A 16,757-nucleotide genomic window follows, 5' to 3' on the forward strand; every position below is an offset into this window, starting at 1 on the left:
TCGTCCGTGAAATTTTCTTTCAGTTTTTCATCGTGCGACATAATTATGAAAATATAAAGCGTTTTTTCACGCAGACCCAAGTGATTGCGCAAACGCACATTTTTTGTGTCGTAAATTGCGAATGTGACGTGTGCGCGGGCTAAAGCGTCGCGTTTTTGAACGCCTGCCGGAGAATCAGATCAATCTGATCCGCATCTTTTCGCGTAAAGGCCGCAGGCTGATCGCTATCGATGTCAAACACGCCCAGTAGGTCTCCGTCGCCGTTTTCAACAGGTATAACCAGTTCTGAACGAGTCGACGTTGAGCACGCAATGTGGCCTGCAAAATCCTCTACATCATCCACCAACTGAATCGCGCGCTGCTTGGCTGCTGCACCACAGACACCACGTGAAAAGGGAATCACAAGGCAGCCATGGCCACCTTGATAGGGACCAATTTTTAGTAACTCCGGCCCGACCACGCGGTAAAACCCAGTCCAATCGAAACGATCATCGGCTTGGTTCACCTCGCAAGCGATGGTGGCCATCAGGGCAACAATATCTGTTTCGCCCTCGGTCAGTGCCGCAATCGTCTGCGCCAGTTCGGGGTAGTTTACGGTTTTCATGTGGCCTCCGAAAAACCGAAGCGCTGGACTGCGCTCCGGCTCTGTTCGTCACATAGCTGACCGATTAGACACGCTCAATCGCAATTGCTGTGCCTTCGCCGCCGCCAATACAAATGGCCGCGACACCGCGTTTCAGCCCCCGCTTTTCAAGTGCGTTCAGAAGCGTCACCATGATCCGCGCTCCAGACGCCCCAATCGGGTGGCCAAGCGCACAAGCGCCGCCGTTCACATTGACCACATCGCGGCTTAGGCCCATTTCATGCATGAAAGCCATCGGAACCACGGCAAAAGCTTCGTTGACTTCCCAGAGGTCAACATCCTCATTCGTCCAGCCGATACGCTCTAGCAGTTTTAGCGCGGCTGGCACCGGTGCTGTCGTAAAGAGGTTCGGTTCCTGCGCATGTGAGGCATGTCCGACGATGCGCGCGCGGATATTCAAACCACGGGCCTGTGCGGCCTCCTCCGACGCAAGAACAAGCGCCGCCGCCCCATCCGAAATCGATGAGGAGTTCGCTGCGGTCACTGTTCCGTCCTTGCGGAAAGCAGGTTTCAACTGTGGGATTTTTTCAGGACGCGCCTTCGCGGGCTGTTCATCCTCTGAGATCACGATCTCACCCTTGCGCGTGTTAAGAGTGACCGGAGCGATTTCACCTTCGAACGCGCCCGATTTCTGTGCCTCTAACGCGTTGGACAGCGATTTCAGAGCGTATTCGTCCTGTGCGTCGCGGGTGAATTGGAAGGCTTCGGCGCAATCCTCGGCAAAGGTGCCCATCAGGCGGCCCTTGTCATAGGCGTCTTCCAGACCATCAAGGAACATGTGGTCGATCACTTGCTGATGGCCGATCCGCGCCCCATTGCGCATCTTGGGCAAAATATAGGGCGCATTGGTCATGCTCTCCATGCCGCCTGCGATCATCACATCTGCATGGCCCAGCGCGATCTGATCAAAGCTCATCATCGCGGCTTTCATGCCAGATCCACACATCTTGTTCAGCGTGGTTGCGGGCACTTCTTTGCCCAGACCGCCCGCAAACCCAGCTTGTCGCGCAGGCGCTTGCCCCTGCCCGGCGGGCAGGACGCAGCCCATCAGGACTTCATCAACGGTGGCAGCACCTGCGTTTTGCAAAGCGCCTTTGATGGCTGCGCCACCAAGGTCTGCGGCGGAAACGCCATCGAAATCCCCTTGAAAACCCCCCATTGGCGTTCTTGCAGCGCCAGCGATTACAACCGTCTTCATGCTTTCCTCCATTGCAGGTTCCTGAGGCAATTGGCCCATTGTCGTCCATTCGCCTGTTGTTCAGTTGCCCTTCACCTAGTCAATCAAAGCCGCTCTGAAAACGGGTCTTCGCAACGACGCTGCGTCGCTTAGAATTTGGTAAGAATTCGATATTACGCTGCAATTGCGAAAATCGAAGGGCTTTTGATGGAACTGCGATCTGAAATAAAACGCGGCGTACTTGTGATATCCGTCTGTGAAAATCGGATCGATGCCGCGGCTGCATTGCAGTTTAAGGATGGCATGCGCCGTGCGACTCAATCCGCACCGGACCGCGTGATCTTGGACCTCAGTGAGGTCAATTTCGTCGACTCCAGCGGCCTCGGCGCGATTGTTGGCGTGATGAAGCAACTTGCGCCAGACCGGACACTGGAAATCGCCTGCCTCTCGGCCACTGTCGCAAAGGTATTTGCCCTCACACGTATGGATAAGATTTTCACCCTACATGGCGACTTGGACGACGCATTTGCTGAGGCGCGGGCGTGAACCGGGTCTCTGCCCGCGCTGGCACCGTGCCGCGCTCGGGTGAAATTTCATTCCGCAGCCCTAGTGGTGCGACGCTCAAGGACATGCGACACGCGGTCATGGCCATCATCGCAGAACTTCAATCGTCTGGCTTTAGGGATGACGAGATTTCAGATGCAGAGATCGTTTTGGGCGAACTGCTAAGCAATATCGTAAAGCATGCGCACCTTGGCAGGGCAAATGGTTGGTTTTTCATCCAGGTGCGATACAGCGACGACGCTTTGCTGGTAGAGTGTCACGACAACGGCTCCGCCATGCCACAACGCCGCGTCCCAGATGGACGATTTCCGAATACGGCACGGCCCACCAATATGTTGCCCGAAGGCGGTTGGGGATGGTGCCTCATTCGTGCGCTTTCCAATGACATTTGCTACGAACGCAGCGCTAACGAAAATGTCACACGCCTTGTCCTGCCAATATTTCCCTCAGCCCATTGAATTTATATGAACACTGGCTACGATCCCTAGAAATTTCGGGGGAGCAGTATGCGGGATTTTCAAACGCCGGGCCGATCTGCGGTCTTCGCGCAGAACGGTATGTGCGCGACGTCGCACCCATTGGCGGCGCAGGTTGCCATTGATATTCTGAAACGCGGTGGCAATGCGATGGACGCGGCCATCGCAGGTGCTGTGGTTCTGGGATTCTGTGAACCGCAGATGACCGGCATTGGCGGCGACTGTTTTGTTTTGATGTCACCTGCAGGTCAGGACAATGTCGTTGGCATGAACGCAAGTGGCACGGCCCCGCTTGGGGCACGTGCTGACCGCCTGCGCGCCCGTGGTGTCCAGCAGATCAAACACGACACGCCCGAAAGCATCACGATTCCTGCTGCCGTCGATGGGCTCTGCCAGATGTCGGAGAAATGGGGAAAATTGGGTCTGGACACGATCCTGCAGCCTGCAATCCACTATGCCGAAGAAGGCGTGCCCGTCGCGCCACGGGTCGCATCAGATTGGAAAGACGACTGTGGTCACCTCAACGAGGCCGCGCGCAACTTCTATCTCTCTGATGGAAAGCCCTTGAAAACAGGCGACATCTTCCGCGCACCCCAACAGGCAGAGGTTTTGCGGCGCATTGCAAAGCAGGGGCGCTCTGCATTCTATTCGGGTGAAGTGGCCGAAGACATGGTCGGCTCTCTGCGGGCCGCTGGCGGGGTGCACCAACTTGCGGACTTTGCAGCCCTAAAGGCGTTCGAAACCACGCCGATCAGTGGCAGCTACAAAGCGCATGATCTGCTCGAACATCCGCCCAACGGGCAGGGCGCAACCGCGCATTTGATCCTGAACATCCTGTCGCATTTTGACCTCAGCACGATGGACCCATTTGGCGTCAAGCGGACGCATATCGAAGCAGAGGCCACCAAACTGGCCTATGACACACGCAACCGGTTCCTGTCGGACCCGGATCACATGCGCAAACTGGATCATATGCTGTCGCTTGAAACCGCCTCAAAACTGGCGGCGCTGATTGACCCCAAACGCGCGATTGCCAACACCACATCTATTTCGGAATCGGTTCACAAAGACACTGTCTACATTACCGTGGTCGACAAAGACCGCATGTCGGTCTCGCTGATCTATTCCATCTTCCACGGCTTTGGATCTGGTATCGCGAGCGAGAAATTTGGCATCCTGTTTCATAATCGCGGCTCTGGCTTTACTCTGACGCCGGGCCACCCCAATGAATACGGACCCGGCAAGCGCCCGATGCATACGATTATTCCCGGCATGCTCGCCAAACAGGGGCGTGTTGTGATGCCGTTCGGGGTAATGGGAGGGGAGTATCAAGCGAATGGCCACGCGCGTCTTCTGACCAATATGCTTGACTACGGCATGAACCCGCAGGCGGCGATCGATGGACCACGTGCCTTTGCCTATGACGGCGTATTGAACCTAGAGCGTGGCCATGCCCCAGATGTTGCGCAGAGGCTTGCGGATATGGGCCACAAAATCGCAACGCCGGGGACGGCCATTGGCGGCGCACAGGCGATTTACCTGCACGAGTCGGGCGTTTTGGAAGGCGGATCAGACCCGCGCAAGGACGGATGCGCGCTGGGGTACTAACCCCGCGCGCTTAGTTCATGTTGAAATGCAGCGGGTATTGGCCGTCTTGGAACGGACCAAAGAGATCGCCAATGTCTGGGTGGTCGACCGGCTCGCCAGAATAATCCGCAACCAAATTCTGCTCGGACACATAAGCCACATAATAGCTTTGGTCGTTCTCAGCCAAAAGGTGATAGAACGGCTGGTCCTTGATTGGGCGGCTTTCTTCGGGAATAGCGTCGTACCATTCTTCGGTATTTGCGAATTCTGGGTCGACATCAAAGACCACACCGCGAAACGGATGCTTGCGGTGACGGACAACTTGTCCGAGGTGGTATTTCGCGTATGCGGTATTCATAAATTCAGCCCCTACCGTCACAGAGTAACGCTTTCAAGGCCAATTTGTCCATTTTGGTGAGCACACTTTTCTGGAAACAGTTTGTGAACATAAAAGCTTAGCGGCGGATTTTGGCCTGTGCATATTGTGGAAATTCCCACAAGTTTCCTGTGAATGTGATTTCAAATTCGCGCTTATTTCGGTATGATAGGAAAAAAACAAAGACATAAGCGAGAGGCCCATGAGCAGACACTTTCGCGCCTTGATTGTCCTTCTTCTGGTCGCCGCATGCGGTGGCGGTAACAATTCGGCGCCCCGAAACCTGAATGACGCGTGTTCGATTCTGAATCAGCGTCCGAAGTATGTCCGCGCCTTTAAGGCGACAGAGCGCCGTTGGGGCGTCCCGACCCACGTTCAAATGGCGATGATCTACCAAGAGAGCAAGTTCATCGCCAACGCGCGCACGCCGTTCCGCTATGTGCTGGGTGTCCTTCCCATGGGACGGCAAACCAGCGCCTACGGCTATGCGCAGGCCCTAGATGGCACGTGGGACGACTACCGCCGCGAGAATCGCCGCTACGGCGCTGATCGGGACGATATCTTTGACGCCTCTGATTTCATGGGTTGGTACATGAACCAAACGCGCGAGAAGAACGGCATCTCCCTATATGACGCGCGCAATCAATACCTTGCCTATCACGAGGGCCACACCGGCTTTGCCCGGGGCAGCTACCGCAGCAAACAATGGTTGCTGCGCGTCTCAAGCGAGGTCGCGTCTCGGTCCGACATGTATCAAAAGCAACTGGCAAGCTGCCGTCGATATCGGTGAATGTAGCTTGAATGAACATAGCTGCCGGGTTGATCTCAACCCGGCAGTTTTGGTTTCAGGGTGTCAGTTATCGTCACGCTGAGGCGCAATCTGATTTGTCATCCGCGTGATGTTGAACAGGCTATTGTCCAGCTCAACCGAACGATCCAGATCCCGCAACACAACGGTTGTCTCCGACCCGCCCTCGTCCTGAATCACCCATTGGCGCAGCTGGACCGGGTTGTCAGTGAAATGCAGTTCTATCGAACCGCGTTCTGGGTTCTTGGGGTCAAGCGCCGTCACCTTGGTTGTCGTACCATCGTAGGAATGCCCAACCACCATATCCCGCGCTTTCAGATCGACATTGCGTTCCAGAATGACCCACAGCGGAGTGCGCCGCAGTGGGTAGTTCTCTGGCGGTTCGTTGGATTTCTTGTCAAAAATCGCGATCTGGCCACCGCCCGCCATCACCAGCGCTGCCGCTGGTGGGTCATATTCAAACCGCGCGCGCCCCGGCCGCTTGATCATCAAGGTGCCGGTGGAAATTGAGTTGTCGTCGTTGACCTGTGTAAAGCTGGTCTGTGCCGCACCAATCCCGTTGAGATAGGCCGATATGTCATCAAGCGACAGCTTTTCAGCAGAGGCGGTGCCTGCCATTACGAGGATCAAACTCGGAGCGATCAAAGAGCGAAGTGTTTTCATAGGTTTTATGTAGGGAGGAAAAAAGGGCGGTTCCAGCCCGCCCTTTCAAAGAATTACCCATTCGGCCTAATTTTGCCGCTTATTGTTCTGGCACCAAGATTTCGCGTTTGCCAACGTGGTTTGCCGCGGACACGACGCCTTCGTCTTCCATCTGCTCCACCAGCTTCGCGGCCTTGTTGTAGCCAATCGACAGTTTGCGCTGAATGTAAGACGTCGAACATTTGCGATCCTTGATTACAATCGCAACGGCCTGATCATAAAGCGCGTCTTCGCCGTTTGTGTTGCCACCTAGTCCAAGCACCGCGTCGATATTGTCGGCCTTCTCGTCAGCAGGGCCATCTAGGACACCGCCGACATATTCGGGCTCACCATAAGACTTCAGGTGATTGACAATCTCTTCGACCTCTTCGTCGCTAACGAAGGGGCCGTGACAACGGGTGATCTTGGCCCCGCCCGCCATGTATAGCATGTCACCCATGCCCAAGAGCTGCTCTGCGCCCATCTCGCCAAGGATGGTGCGGCTGTCCACTTTGGAGGTCACTTGGAAGGAAATCCGGGTCGGGAAGTTCGCTTTGATGGTGCCGGTGATCACATCCACGGACGGACGTTGAGTCGCCATGATGATATGGATGCCTGACGCCCGCGCCATCTGCGCAAGACGCTGAATGCAAGCTTCGATCTCTTTGCCAGCGACCATCATCAGGTCGGCCATCTCGTCAACGACAACGACGATGTAGGGCATCTTCTCTGGAATGATCTCTTCGGTTTCAAAAACCGGTTCGCCGGTTTCATCGTCAAACCCGGTCTGGACAGTCCGGCTAAAGGTCTCACCCTTCGCAAGCGCATCGGCAACGCGGCTGTTGTAGCCGTCGATGTTGCGCACACCCATTTTGGACATTTTGCGGTAGCGATCTTCCATCTCGCCCACGGTCCATTTCAGGGCCACAACCGCCTTTTTAGGGTCTGTAACCACAGGCGACAGAAGGTGCGGAATGCCGTCATAAACCGACAATTCCAGCATCTTCGGGTCGATCATGATCAGGCGGCATTCTTCTGGCGTCAGCTTATAAAGCAGCGACAGGATCATTGTGTTGATCGCAACCGATTTACCCGAGCCGGTGGTCCCTGCAATTAGCAAGTGGGGCATCTTGGCCAGGTTTGCGACAATCGGATCACCACCGATGTCTTTACCCAATGCGAGCGGCAGTTTGCGGTTACCAGATTCATACTCGCGAGAGCTTAAGATTTCGCGGAAGGCCACCATCTCGCGCTTTTCGTTTGGCAGTTCGATACCAATCACGCTGCGCCCCGGGACGGTCGAAACACGGGCTGACAAGGCGCTCATCGAGCGCGCGATGTCGTCAGACAGGCCAATCACGCGGCTTGCTTTCAAGCCCGGCGCAGGTTCGAGTTCATACATGGTCACAACAGGACCCGGGCGGACCGAGACGATCTCGCCCTTCACGCCGTAGTCATCCAGCACGGTTTCCAGCATGCGCGCGTTTTCTTCCAAGGCCTCGTCGCTTAGGACGTGACGCTCGATGCTAGCGGGGCTGGAAAGAAGGCTGAGGGGTGGCAATTCAAACTGCGCCGCACGCTCATCAAACGCCAGCTGTGGCTGGGCTTCTGCCTTCGCACGGGCTGATTGCTGAACCGGTTTGCGCGGCGGGTGCTGCACAACCTTGCGCGCTTCGACCGCTGGGATTTGCTGCGGTGCCTGCGGCATTGGCGCGATGATGTCTGCATCGTCCTCTGCTTCGATATAAGGCGCAACGTCATCGCTGGGCTGCGCGTATTCAGGCGCATGCGTCGGAACTGGTGCAGGCTCTGCCACAGGCGCGGCATGCGCTGCGGTCAAAGGCGGCTCTGCCCGAAGTGGCGACGCGCCGCTTGGTTGCACGACCAGCGGTTCGGGACCACGGCCCAAGCCCTTGGTCACCGGCGCGAGGTCTGGTGCGTAGGTGGGTTTGTTGCTGCGAATGCGGCTTTTGATGACATCGTTGATCTTAGCCTTGATGCGGTCATCGCCCGGCATACTGTCCAGATCATATTCAGCCTCTGACACAACCAATTCTGGCTCTGGCATCGGCTCTGGGCGTTTGATCAGGCTGGGCACGCGCGACAGCAATCCGGGTTTCGGTTGCTCGTCCTGAATTGGAGCGGCTGCGGGCATTGGCTCGTCGTCGATCAGATCGGCATGCACGGCGTGTGACCAATCCTGTTGAGCGGTAGCCTGCGACCGGCGTTCGTTGCGACGCTCTTGCATGGCCTGTACTGCGCTGACGGCACCCGTAGCCCCGCGCCCCAGAAGATGCATGATGTTGGCATAGGTCACGATCACGCCGATCATCAGGAACCGAGCGATCCATGACAGTTCAGGACGTGTAAACCCGGTGACAAACAACATCAGCGCCAGAACGCCCAAACCCATCAGGAAGGACATGATCTTAAGGCCGATGACCGCGCCAACCGGCAGGATCGTCAGCAGCGCGCCCAGCGCCGTATCGCCAAAAAGCCCGCCAAGGCCAAAGGAATGGGTCCATTGCGCATTTGGCACCAAAGTCGCTGCATAGATTGAGCCCAAGGCCAAAACAATCGGTGCAAAGATGGCACGGCTGATGGCGCGTTCTTCTCCGCGGTGCAAGGCAAACCGGACGCCCCAAGCAAGCGCCACAATCGCGACACCCCAGCTGCCCCAACCGATGATCATAAAGAGCGGTGCGGAGATCGACGCGCCTAAGCGGCCCATCCAGTTCTGCACCGGGGCATCTGTTACCGACATCCAGTTCGGATCTTCAGGCGTGTAAGACGCAATCATCGCCGCCGCCATAAGCCCGACGAGGATCAGCGCAATGCCGATCAACTCTTTGCCACGCTTTTCCAATATGGCCTGAGTGTTGCTGTCCAGAAGTGGATCGCGTCCACGTGCCTGATATGCCATCTTTAACCCTCGATACTTATTGGTAAAGGCAGTCACGCAGAGTGATCAGCGCCGCCTTCACGTCGTTTTTTGGGGCCACCAAAGCGACCCGAATATATGGTTTTCCGGGGTTCTCCCCGTTTACGTCACGGCTGAGGTACGCGCCTGGCAGCACGCGCACCCCTGTCTCTTTCCAGAGCTTCAAGCCCGCAGCCTCCCCGTCTTCTGCGGGGAGCCATAAAAAGAACCCGGCCTGAGGTTTCAGGTAGCCCGGAACATCGGCAAAAATCTCGTCCGCGATGTCGAACTTCTCTGCATACAGGCGGCGGTTTTCTTCGACATGGGCCTCATCCGCCCAAACCTTTTCAGACGCGCGTTGCAGCGGTAGCGGCAGCGGTGCACCGGCATAGGCGCGCAGGCGTTTGATGTGTATCATGCTCTCAGGGCCAGCAGCCACAAACCCAGACCGCAGTCCCGGCAGGTTGCTGCGCTTGCTGAGGCTGTGGAAAATCACAACACGCTCTGGATCAGCGCCCAAATCCTGCGCAACCCTAAGCGCGCCGTCAGGCTTCTGGTCGCGATAAATTTCCGAATAGCATTCGTCGGCAAAGACTTTGAAATCGTATTTCTCGGCCAGCTTAATCAGGTTTTCAAGGTAGTCGCGGCTGGCGATGGCCCCTTGCGGGTTGGATGGAGAACATACAAAGGCGATGGCGACGCGGTTCAGAACCTCTTCAGGCAGTTGCGTGTAATCGGGCATGAACCCATTGTCAGTCGTCGCTGCGCAGAAATAGGGTTGTGCATTCACCGAAATCGCACCGATCATATAGACCTGATAAAACGGGTTCGGCATCAGGACGATAGGCTGTTGGCCGTTTTTCGTTTCAGGACACAGCGCCATGGCGGCGTTGTAAAGCCCTTCACGCGTGCCATTCAGCGGCATGATTTGCGTGGCAGGGTCGACCTTTGCACCAAAACGGCGATCCAGCCAATCGGCGATAGCCGCCTGCAGTTCGGGGGTGCCGTCATTTGGCGGGTAGCTGTTAAAACCCGCAGCGTTTTCTGCAATAATATCAGTGACCCACGCCGGAAAGGCATGTTTCGGCTCTCCAATGGTCATATGGACCACTGGACCTCCGGGTTCGTGAGAATCCAGAAGGCTCCGCAGGCGCGGAAACGCATAAGCCGGAAGGTTCGAAAACCGCTCGGGAAACATCCAATACTGCCTCAGTTGTCGGGATCATTTACGCCCCGTTTGGGGATAAGTTACCCAATAGGGGCGCTTTCGTCCAGAAAAACCATGCGCTTGCAGGAAGTTGTGGCTTTTCAGCCAAGCCCTACTGCAAGCAGCTTTCCACAGCCGCCGCGACCCGCAAAAGACGCGCCTCGCCAAAGGGTTGGCCAAGGATCATCAGGCCACAGCTTGCAGCGCCCGTCGGCAATGAGATCGCGCTGAGGCCCAGAAGGTTACCGATACGCGTGTTGCGGAGGGCAAGGATGTTTTCGGTCACGTAATAGTCGGGGTCGTTTTCCAGCCGTTGCAAATTCGGCGGCATGTTTGGCGTGGTGGGGCAGAGCACCCCATCAAAGCCAGCAACGCGCCTGTTCCAACGCAGGCGCGCGGTTTCAAGCGACTGCCACGCGGCCACATAATCCGCGCCAGGCACCTGCCGGCCCAAACGGAAACGTTCCAGAATTTCTGCAAACATCAGATGCGGATTAGCCTCGATCACGTCCTTCCATGTGCCGTAGGCCTCTGCGGTGAACAGTGTTCCGGTCAGCGCCATTGCATCGGCCACCTCTGCGGCGCGGATCGATATGATCTCAGCGCCTGCTTTGCGCAATTTTTCCACGCTCTCATCAAAGGCGATCATGGGCGCGGCCCTAACGTCATCAAGCGCAATGGTCTCTAGCACGGCAAATCGCTTGCCCTGCAGGGCAGCACCGCGCAAATCCACCGGTGCCTGCCCGGTCAAAGCGGCCAACCCAAGAGCGGCATCCTCCACCGTCCGACAAAGGGGACCCATGGTATCAAATTTCGGACAAAGCGGGACGGCACCTTGGGTCGACACAAGCCCGGCAGTGGTTTTTAGCCCCACAAGATCATTCCAAGCCGAGGGAACGCGGACTGACCCCCCGGTGTCAGAGCCGATGCCCATGGCCGCAAGTCCAAAGGCAACCGACGCCGCAGCACCAGAGCTTGATCCACCCGGCGCGGCGCTTAGGTCATTCACACAGGGTGGCGTGGCCGTAATGGGGTTCAGTCCCAGCCCGGAAAACGCCAGTTCCGACATATGGGTTTTACCAAGGCAGACCAAACCGAGGCTGCTTGCCGTCTTGAGCGCGGCCGCGTCTTTGGTAGGGACACGGTCTTTCAGCAGCGCAGAGCCTGCTTCTGTCGCTACACCAGCTGTATCAAACAGGTCCTTCCAGCTGACAGGCACCCCGTCCAAGGGTGACAAACGCAGCCCTGCACGGGCCCGCTCGGCGGCAGCTTCGGCTTCGGCCATGGCGCGATCATGGGTGACACGCGCATAAATCCGGTCGCGCATATCGTGGCTGTCAATTGCGCCCAAAAAAGCCTGCGTCAAAGCGACAGGATCAATCGACCCATTTCCAATTCCACGCCCCAATTGCGCCGCGCTCATCTTCAACCAGTCGAACATGTGGTCTCCTTCACTGTTTGCGGACGGTAGCGGCCCCAAGGCGCATGGACAATCCCGAAGTCATGCACATATTGAAGGGCATGGATTATGACTGCGATATTCTCATTGCCGGTGGCGGGCTGAATGGCCCGGCCTTGGCGCTCGGCCTCGCACAAAAAGGCTTTTCTGTCATCATGGTGGATGCGCGGGCGAAACGCGCGCGGGCCGACAGCAATTTTGACGGACGGGGCTATGCGCTGGCACTGGCCTCTAAGCGCCTGTTGAATGCGCTCGGCGTTTGGGATGACGTCGCGAAAGACGCGCAACCAATGCTGGACATCAAAGTCAGCGATGGCCGCGCTGGCGAGGGCCCCTCCCCTTTCTTTCTGCACTTTGACCACGCCGAACTGGAAGAAGGCCCCATGGGCTTTATGGTCGAAGATCGCTTCTTGTACCGCGCCTTTCTTTCGGCGGTTGAAGAAGAAAGCGATATCACCACACTGAACGAAGACAGCGTCATAGCGCAGGACATCTTTGCTGACGGTGTGACCGTTAGCTTGGCGTCAGGCAAAGCAGTGAATACACGGCTTCTGGTCGGCTGCGACGGGCGTCAAAGCGGGGTGGCGCAGCGCGCAGGTATCAAACGCACCGGGTGGGAATACGGCCAAACGGCGCTTGTCTGCGCGATTGAACATGAACGGCCTCACAACGGCGTGGCGCATCAGTTTTTTATGCCGCCCGGACCGCTTGCGATCCTGCCTTTGCCCGGCAATCGCAGTTCCATTGTCTGGACGGAAACGGATGAGATGGCCAAAGCCATCAACGCGCTAAGTGATGACGACTATATGGACGTCTTGCGCCCCCGGTTCGGAGACTTCCTAGGAGAGATTTCGCTGGCTGGTGCACGGTTCACTTATCCGCTGGGACTGACCGTCGCGAACGAGTTTGTGTCAGAACGCGTAGCGCTCGTAGGTGATGCGGCACACGGCATGCACCCAATCGCTGGACAGGGCCTGAACGCTGGTCTCCGCGATGTTGGGGCGATGGTTGATGTGTTGACAGAAGCAAGACAGCGCGGAGAAGACTTTGCTACGCTGCAAGTGCTTGAACGGTATCAACAATGGCGCCGTTTTGATGTGCAGGCCATGGTGGCCGCTACGGACCTCAGCAACCGGATATTCTCTAACGACAATCCAATTCTGCGCGCGGGTCGCGATATCGGGCTTGGCGTGATCAACCGCCTACCCATGGCGCGTCGGCAGTTTATGAGAGAGGCTGCTGGCCTGACCGGAGATTTGCCAAGCCTGATGCGCTAGCGTTATTCTAGCGGCGTTGCCTCTGACACCAGCATGATCGGGATGCCGTTGCGAATGGGATAGGCCAGCGATGCTGCCTTAGAGACCAGCACCTGCTTTTCGGCGTCATATTCCAGAAGCGTCTGTGTTTGCGGGCAAATCAGCGCTTCGAGCATCTTTCGGTCAAAACCGGGCGTATCACTCATTGCATTCGGTCCTCTGTGTCACCGCCAAGCAATGCAAACTCAAGCAGTGTCGTCAAAATCTTGCGTCGCTCAGCCAGCGATTTCGCTTCGAGCATGGCTTGCTTATCTTCAACCTGCAGTTCCAGCAACATGGCAAGCGAATTGATCAGCATTTCGTCATCCGCTTCTTTCATAGCGTCCCAGTCCGTCGACAGAGCCTGCGCATCAAAATATTTCTGCAATAAGCCCAGGAAGCTCGCGCGCTGAAATTCTGGGTCATGCTCATGCATGCCTAGATCGCGGTCATAATCCTGCCAATCCACCAAACAGCGACGATAGGCTTGAAACCCGGCTTCTTCTTTGAGAATCCGAAAGCGCGAGACGCCCGCCAACGTGATCATATAGCGCCCATCCTCGGTTTCTGAAAACTGGGTGACGCGCCCGGCACAGCCAATGCGATGCAGCGTGTTGTCGCTGTTGGGCAAGGGCTGCACCATGCCGATCAGCCGGTGGCGCGATTTCAGGCAATCATCCAACATCGCGAGGTAGCGCGGCTCAAATATATGCAGCGGCAGCCGAGCGCGCGGCAGCAGCAATGCGCCCGGCAAAGGGAACACTGGCAAGGTCTCTGGCAAATCTGCGGCTTTGAACATGCCTGAAAGTTTAGCGCGCTGCGCCAATTAGGCAAATATCATAGAACTTAGACGACGACGCCCATTCAACACCACCGGATCTTGCGGTTTCAGCGCTTCAAAGATCGTGAAAAGCTGTGCCTTTGCAGCGCCATCGTTCCATTCGCGATCCCGGCGGAAAAGCTCTAGAAGTTCTTCGACTGCAGCTTCGGCGTCGCCGGTTGCATGCAGCGCCTGGGCCAAATCAAACCGCGCTTGGTGATTGTCTGCGTCAGCCTCGACCACTGCACGCAACTCATCCACCGGACCCGCATCTGATGCTTGACGCGCCAGTTCGATCTGCGCGCGCACGGCTTCGATTTCTGGTGCTTCGGCAATCTCAGCCGGGGCGCCGTTTAACACGGCTTCGGCTTGATCGACGTCATCCATCGCAAGATGACACCGGGCAAGCCCCGCAAAGGCTGCGGCACTATTTGGGTCCTCGCCTAAGATGGCCGCGAATGTCTGCGCCGCATCGGTCACTGCGCCTTGCTCCAGCATTTCTTCAGCCGCTTCCAGCGCCTCGCCAAGGCCACCATCAGCTTGACCGCCGCCCTGCTCTACCACGCGGGCAACAAAAGCGTCGATTTCGCTTGGGGGAACTGCACCTTGAAAGCCATCAACGGGCTGACCTTTGTAAAAGGCATAGACCGTGGGGATAGATTGCACGCGCATCTGGCCGGCAATCATCTGGTTTTCGTCCACATTCACCTTGGCCATTCTCACGGCACCCTTGGCCTTGGTCACCGCAGCTTCCAGAGCCGGGCCAAGCGTTTTGCAAGGGCCGCACCAAGGGGCCCAGAAATCCACAATCACCGGCACCTCTTGCGAGGCTTCGACAACGTCTTGCATAAACGTCGCCTCGGACACGTCTTTGATCAAATCAGCGGCGGGTGCGGCGGCACCTTGTCCAAGTTCCAACATCGTCTTTGTTCCCCAATTAGTCGTCAGGCCCTATATGGCGCTTCAATGTGCGGCTGCCAAGGTGTGCCGCGCGTTTGCCGAGATCAGAGATCAAATGTCGCAAGAACCGGGGCGTGATCGCTTGGCTTTTCCCAGCCCCGCGCATCGCGCAAGATCGCACTGGAATGGCCCGCATTGGAAATATCTGATGTGGCCCAGATATGATCCAACCGACGGCCCTTATCAGCAGCGTCCCAATCGCGTGCGCGATAACTCCACCAGCTATAAAGCAGACCCTCGGGTATATCCTGACGCGTAATATCGACCCAATCACCAGCGTCTTGCGTTTCCGCCAGATGCTCGACCTCTATCGGTGTGTGGCTAACGATCTTCAAAAGCTTCTTGTGATCCCAAACGTCATCTTCGCGTGGCGCAATGTTCAAGTCCCCGACCAGTATCGATTTTTTCGGCTTTTCTTGGCGAAACCAATCCCGCATGTCTGTGAGGTAATCGAGTTTCTGTCCGAACTTTTCATTGATCTCACGGTCCGGCTTGTCGCCCCCAGCGGGCACGTAAAAGTTGTGGATTGTCACACCGTTTTCCAAAGTGCCCGCGATGTGCCGCGCGTGGCCCAGTTGAGCGAAATCCTCGCTCCCTGCCTCGACCATCGGAATTTTGGACAGGATCGCCACACCGTTATAACCCTTTTGACCACGTGCAACCATGTGTGTGTAGCCAAGCGCGCGAAACCCCTCCATCGGGATTTTTTCAACCGGACTTTTGCATTCCTGCAGACAGAGCACATCAGGCGCGTTCTCACTCAGAAGCTTGAGCACAATCGGCTCGCGCAGGCGGACAGAGTTGATATTCCAAGTCGCGAGTGAAAATGACATTGCTGGCTCCAGAAGTTCACGGTTTGTGCCAAACTAGACAAACCCAAGGCGTCACGCCACCGCAATCCGAATGTTGTGCAAAAAAAGAGGTCCGGAACATGTCCGGACCAGTCCAACAGGGAGGTACATATCTTAACCCGGATATGCGCGGTGTCTCATATTAATACTACATGGGTGCCATGAGTCCTCTTGCCAAGTCAACGCAGGCAATAATTTTTGCGCTGACCTGTTGCAGAAGAAACTCATCCCATAGTTGTTAGGCCACCAAACGGTATCCGCCGCTCTCTGTCACCAGCAGACGCGCATTTGAGGGATCAGGCTCAATTTTTTGACGCAGGCGGTAGATGTGGGTTTCAAGCGTGTGGGTCGTGACGCCAGCGTTATAGCCCCAAACCTCATGCAGCAGCACATCCCGCGCGACCACGCCATCGGTGCTGCGATACAGGTACTTCAGGATATTGGTTTCTTTTTCGGTGAGGCGAATTTTCTTGTCGTCCTCCGTCACCAGCATCTTCATCGCCGGTTTGAACGTGTATGGCCCAAGGGTAAACACGGCGTCTTCGCTTTGCTCATGCTGGCGAAGCTGCGCGCGGATGCGGGCCAAAAGGACGGGGAATTTGAAGGGTTTAGAGACGTAGTCATTCGCACCAGCGTCCAGACCCAAGATGGTGTCTGCGTCGGTATCATGGCCAGTCAGCATCAAGATCGGGCTTTTCACGCCTTGTTTACGCATCAGACGGCAGAGTTCGCGCCCATCTGTATCGGGCAGACCGACGTCAAGGATGATCAGATCATAAAGACCTTCCTTGGCGCGGGCCATCGCCTCACTGCCATTCCCGGCTTCGAACACATCGAAGTCTTCGGTCATCACCAACTGTTCCGACAGCGCCTCGCGCAGATCGTCATCGTCATCAACCAGCAAAATTCTCTTGAGCTGTCCCATCGGGCGTC

The 16,757-nt window shown here is 56.6% G+C and carries 17 protein-coding genes; 5 read left to right on the forward strand and 12 right to left on the reverse strand.

The features are described from left to right. Nucleotides 1-139: 139 nt before the first annotated feature. Together BUA39_RS11660 and BUA39_RS11665 are read right to left on the reverse strand one after the other, a co-directional pair. A complete protein-coding gene (locus BUA39_RS11660; protein WP_072793389.1) occupies nt 140-604 on the reverse strand; it encodes a GAF domain-containing protein in 465 nt (154 codons plus the stop codon). 64 nt (nt 605-668) lie between these two features. Continuing rightward, nucleotides 669-1,841, reverse strand: a complete 1,173-nt coding sequence (locus tag BUA39_RS11665; protein WP_072793518.1) for a thiolase family protein — start codon at nt 1,839-1,841, stop codon at nt 669-671. A 186-nt stretch (nt 1,842-2,027) separates the two neighbouring features. Here BUA39_RS11665 and BUA39_RS11670 point away from each other — a divergent pair, with 186 nt between their 5' ends. From BUA39_RS11670 to ggt, 3 genes are read left to right on the forward strand one after another with little or no spacing between them, the layout of a single operon-like run. Continuing rightward, nucleotides 2,028-2,366 (forward strand): STAS domain-containing protein, encoded by a 339-nt coding sequence (locus BUA39_RS11670; RefSeq protein WP_072793390.1) that lies wholly within the window; start codon nt 2,028-2,030, stop codon nt 2,364-2,366. Further along, entirely contained in the window at nt 2,363-2,842 is a 480-nt protein-coding gene (locus tag BUA39_RS11675) for an ATP-binding protein (protein ID WP_072793391.1), read from the forward strand. The genes BUA39_RS11670 and BUA39_RS11675 overlap by 4 nt, the downstream gene beginning before the upstream one ends. A gap of 48 nt (nt 2,843-2,890) precedes the next feature. Continuing rightward, nucleotides 2,891-4,468 carry a gamma-glutamyltransferase gene (ggt, locus tag BUA39_RS11680; protein ID WP_072793392.1) on the forward strand — a complete coding sequence of 526 codons (1,578 nt, stop codon included), beginning with the start codon at nt 2,891-2,893 and terminating at the stop codon, nt 4,466-4,468. Between the two features lie 10 nt (nt 4,469-4,478). On the opposite strand, the gene hspQ is transcribed toward ggt, so the two are convergent. Further along, complete coding sequence (gene hspQ / locus BUA39_RS11685; RefSeq protein WP_072793393.1) at nt 4,479-4,805, reverse strand: heat shock protein HspQ; 327 nt, start codon at nt 4,803-4,805, stop codon at nt 4,479-4,481. A gap of 220 nt (nt 4,806-5,025) precedes the next feature. Between hspQ and BUA39_RS11690 the strand changes: the two genes are divergently transcribed. Beyond that, entirely contained in the window at nt 5,026-5,613 is a 588-nt protein-coding gene (locus BUA39_RS11690; RefSeq protein ID WP_072793394.1) for a transglycosylase SLT domain-containing protein, read from the forward strand. Between the two features lie 63 nt (nt 5,614-5,676). On the opposite strand, the gene BUA39_RS11695 is transcribed toward BUA39_RS11690, so the two are convergent. From BUA39_RS11695 to BUA39_RS11710, 4 genes are all read right to left on the reverse strand, one after another. Continuing rightward, entirely contained in the window at nt 5,677-6,294 is a 618-nt protein-coding gene (locus tag BUA39_RS11695; RefSeq protein WP_072793395.1) for a LolA family protein, read from the reverse strand. Between the two features lie 79 nt (nt 6,295-6,373). Further along, nucleotides 6,374-9,235: a DNA translocase FtsK gene (locus BUA39_RS11700; protein ID WP_072793396.1), complete on the reverse strand. Its 2,862-nt coding sequence runs from the start codon at nt 9,233-9,235 to the stop codon at nt 6,374-6,376. 16 nt (nt 9,236-9,251) lie between these two features. Next, nucleotides 9,252-10,430 (reverse strand): aminotransferase class I/II-fold pyridoxal phosphate-dependent enzyme, encoded by a 1,179-nt coding sequence (locus tag BUA39_RS11705; RefSeq protein ID WP_072793397.1) that lies wholly within the window; start codon nt 10,428-10,430, stop codon nt 9,252-9,254. A 121-nt stretch (nt 10,431-10,551) separates the two neighbouring features. After that, entirely contained in the window at nt 10,552-11,880 is a 1,329-nt protein-coding gene (locus BUA39_RS11710) for an amidase (RefSeq protein WP_072793398.1), read from the reverse strand. Between the two features lie 44 nt (nt 11,881-11,924). Here BUA39_RS11710 and BUA39_RS11715 point away from each other — a divergent pair, with 44 nt between their 5' ends. Beyond that, the gene (locus BUA39_RS11715) at nt 11,925-13,175 is read left to right on the forward strand and encodes a UbiH/UbiF/VisC/COQ6 family ubiquinone biosynthesis hydroxylase (RefSeq protein ID WP_110721848.1); all 1,251 of its coding nucleotides are present in this window, start codon (nt 11,925-11,927) and stop codon (nt 13,173-13,175) included. A gap of 2 nt (nt 13,176-13,177) precedes the next feature. On the opposite strand, the gene BUA39_RS11720 is transcribed toward BUA39_RS11715, so the two are convergent. The 5 genes from BUA39_RS11720 to BUA39_RS11740 all read right to left on the reverse strand — a co-directional run bounded on the left by BUA39_RS11720 (nt 13,178) and on the right by BUA39_RS11740 (nt 16,749). Further along, the gene (locus BUA39_RS11720) at nt 13,178-13,360 is read right to left on the reverse strand and encodes a Trm112 family protein (RefSeq protein ID WP_072793399.1); all 183 of its coding nucleotides are present in this window, start codon (nt 13,358-13,360) and stop codon (nt 13,178-13,180) included. Then, nucleotides 13,357-13,992 (reverse strand): LON peptidase substrate-binding domain-containing protein, encoded by a 636-nt coding sequence (locus BUA39_RS11725; RefSeq protein WP_072793400.1) that lies wholly within the window; start codon nt 13,990-13,992, stop codon nt 13,357-13,359. The genes BUA39_RS11720 and BUA39_RS11725 overlap by 4 nt, the downstream gene beginning before the upstream one ends. Nucleotides 13,993-14,019: 27 nt before the next feature. Further along, nucleotides 14,020-14,934: a thioredoxin gene (gene trxA, locus BUA39_RS11730; protein ID WP_072793401.1), complete on the reverse strand. Its 915-nt coding sequence runs from the start codon at nt 14,932-14,934 to the stop codon at nt 14,020-14,022. A gap of 83 nt (nt 14,935-15,017) precedes the next feature. After that, nucleotides 15,018-15,806, reverse strand: a complete 789-nt coding sequence (locus tag BUA39_RS11735) for an exodeoxyribonuclease III (protein WP_072793402.1) — start codon at nt 15,804-15,806, stop codon at nt 15,018-15,020. Nucleotides 15,807-16,062: 256 nt separating this feature from the next. After that, nucleotides 16,063-16,749, reverse strand: a complete 687-nt coding sequence (locus BUA39_RS11740) for a response regulator transcription factor (RefSeq protein ID WP_072793403.1) — start codon at nt 16,747-16,749, stop codon at nt 16,063-16,065. Nucleotides 16,750-16,757 lie beyond the last annotated feature (8 nt).

The organism is Cognatishimia maritima (assembly GCF_900129685.1).
In the GTDB taxonomy this organism is placed as follows: Bacteria; Pseudomonadota; Alphaproteobacteria; order Rhodobacterales; family Rhodobacteraceae; genus Cognatishimia; species Cognatishimia maritima.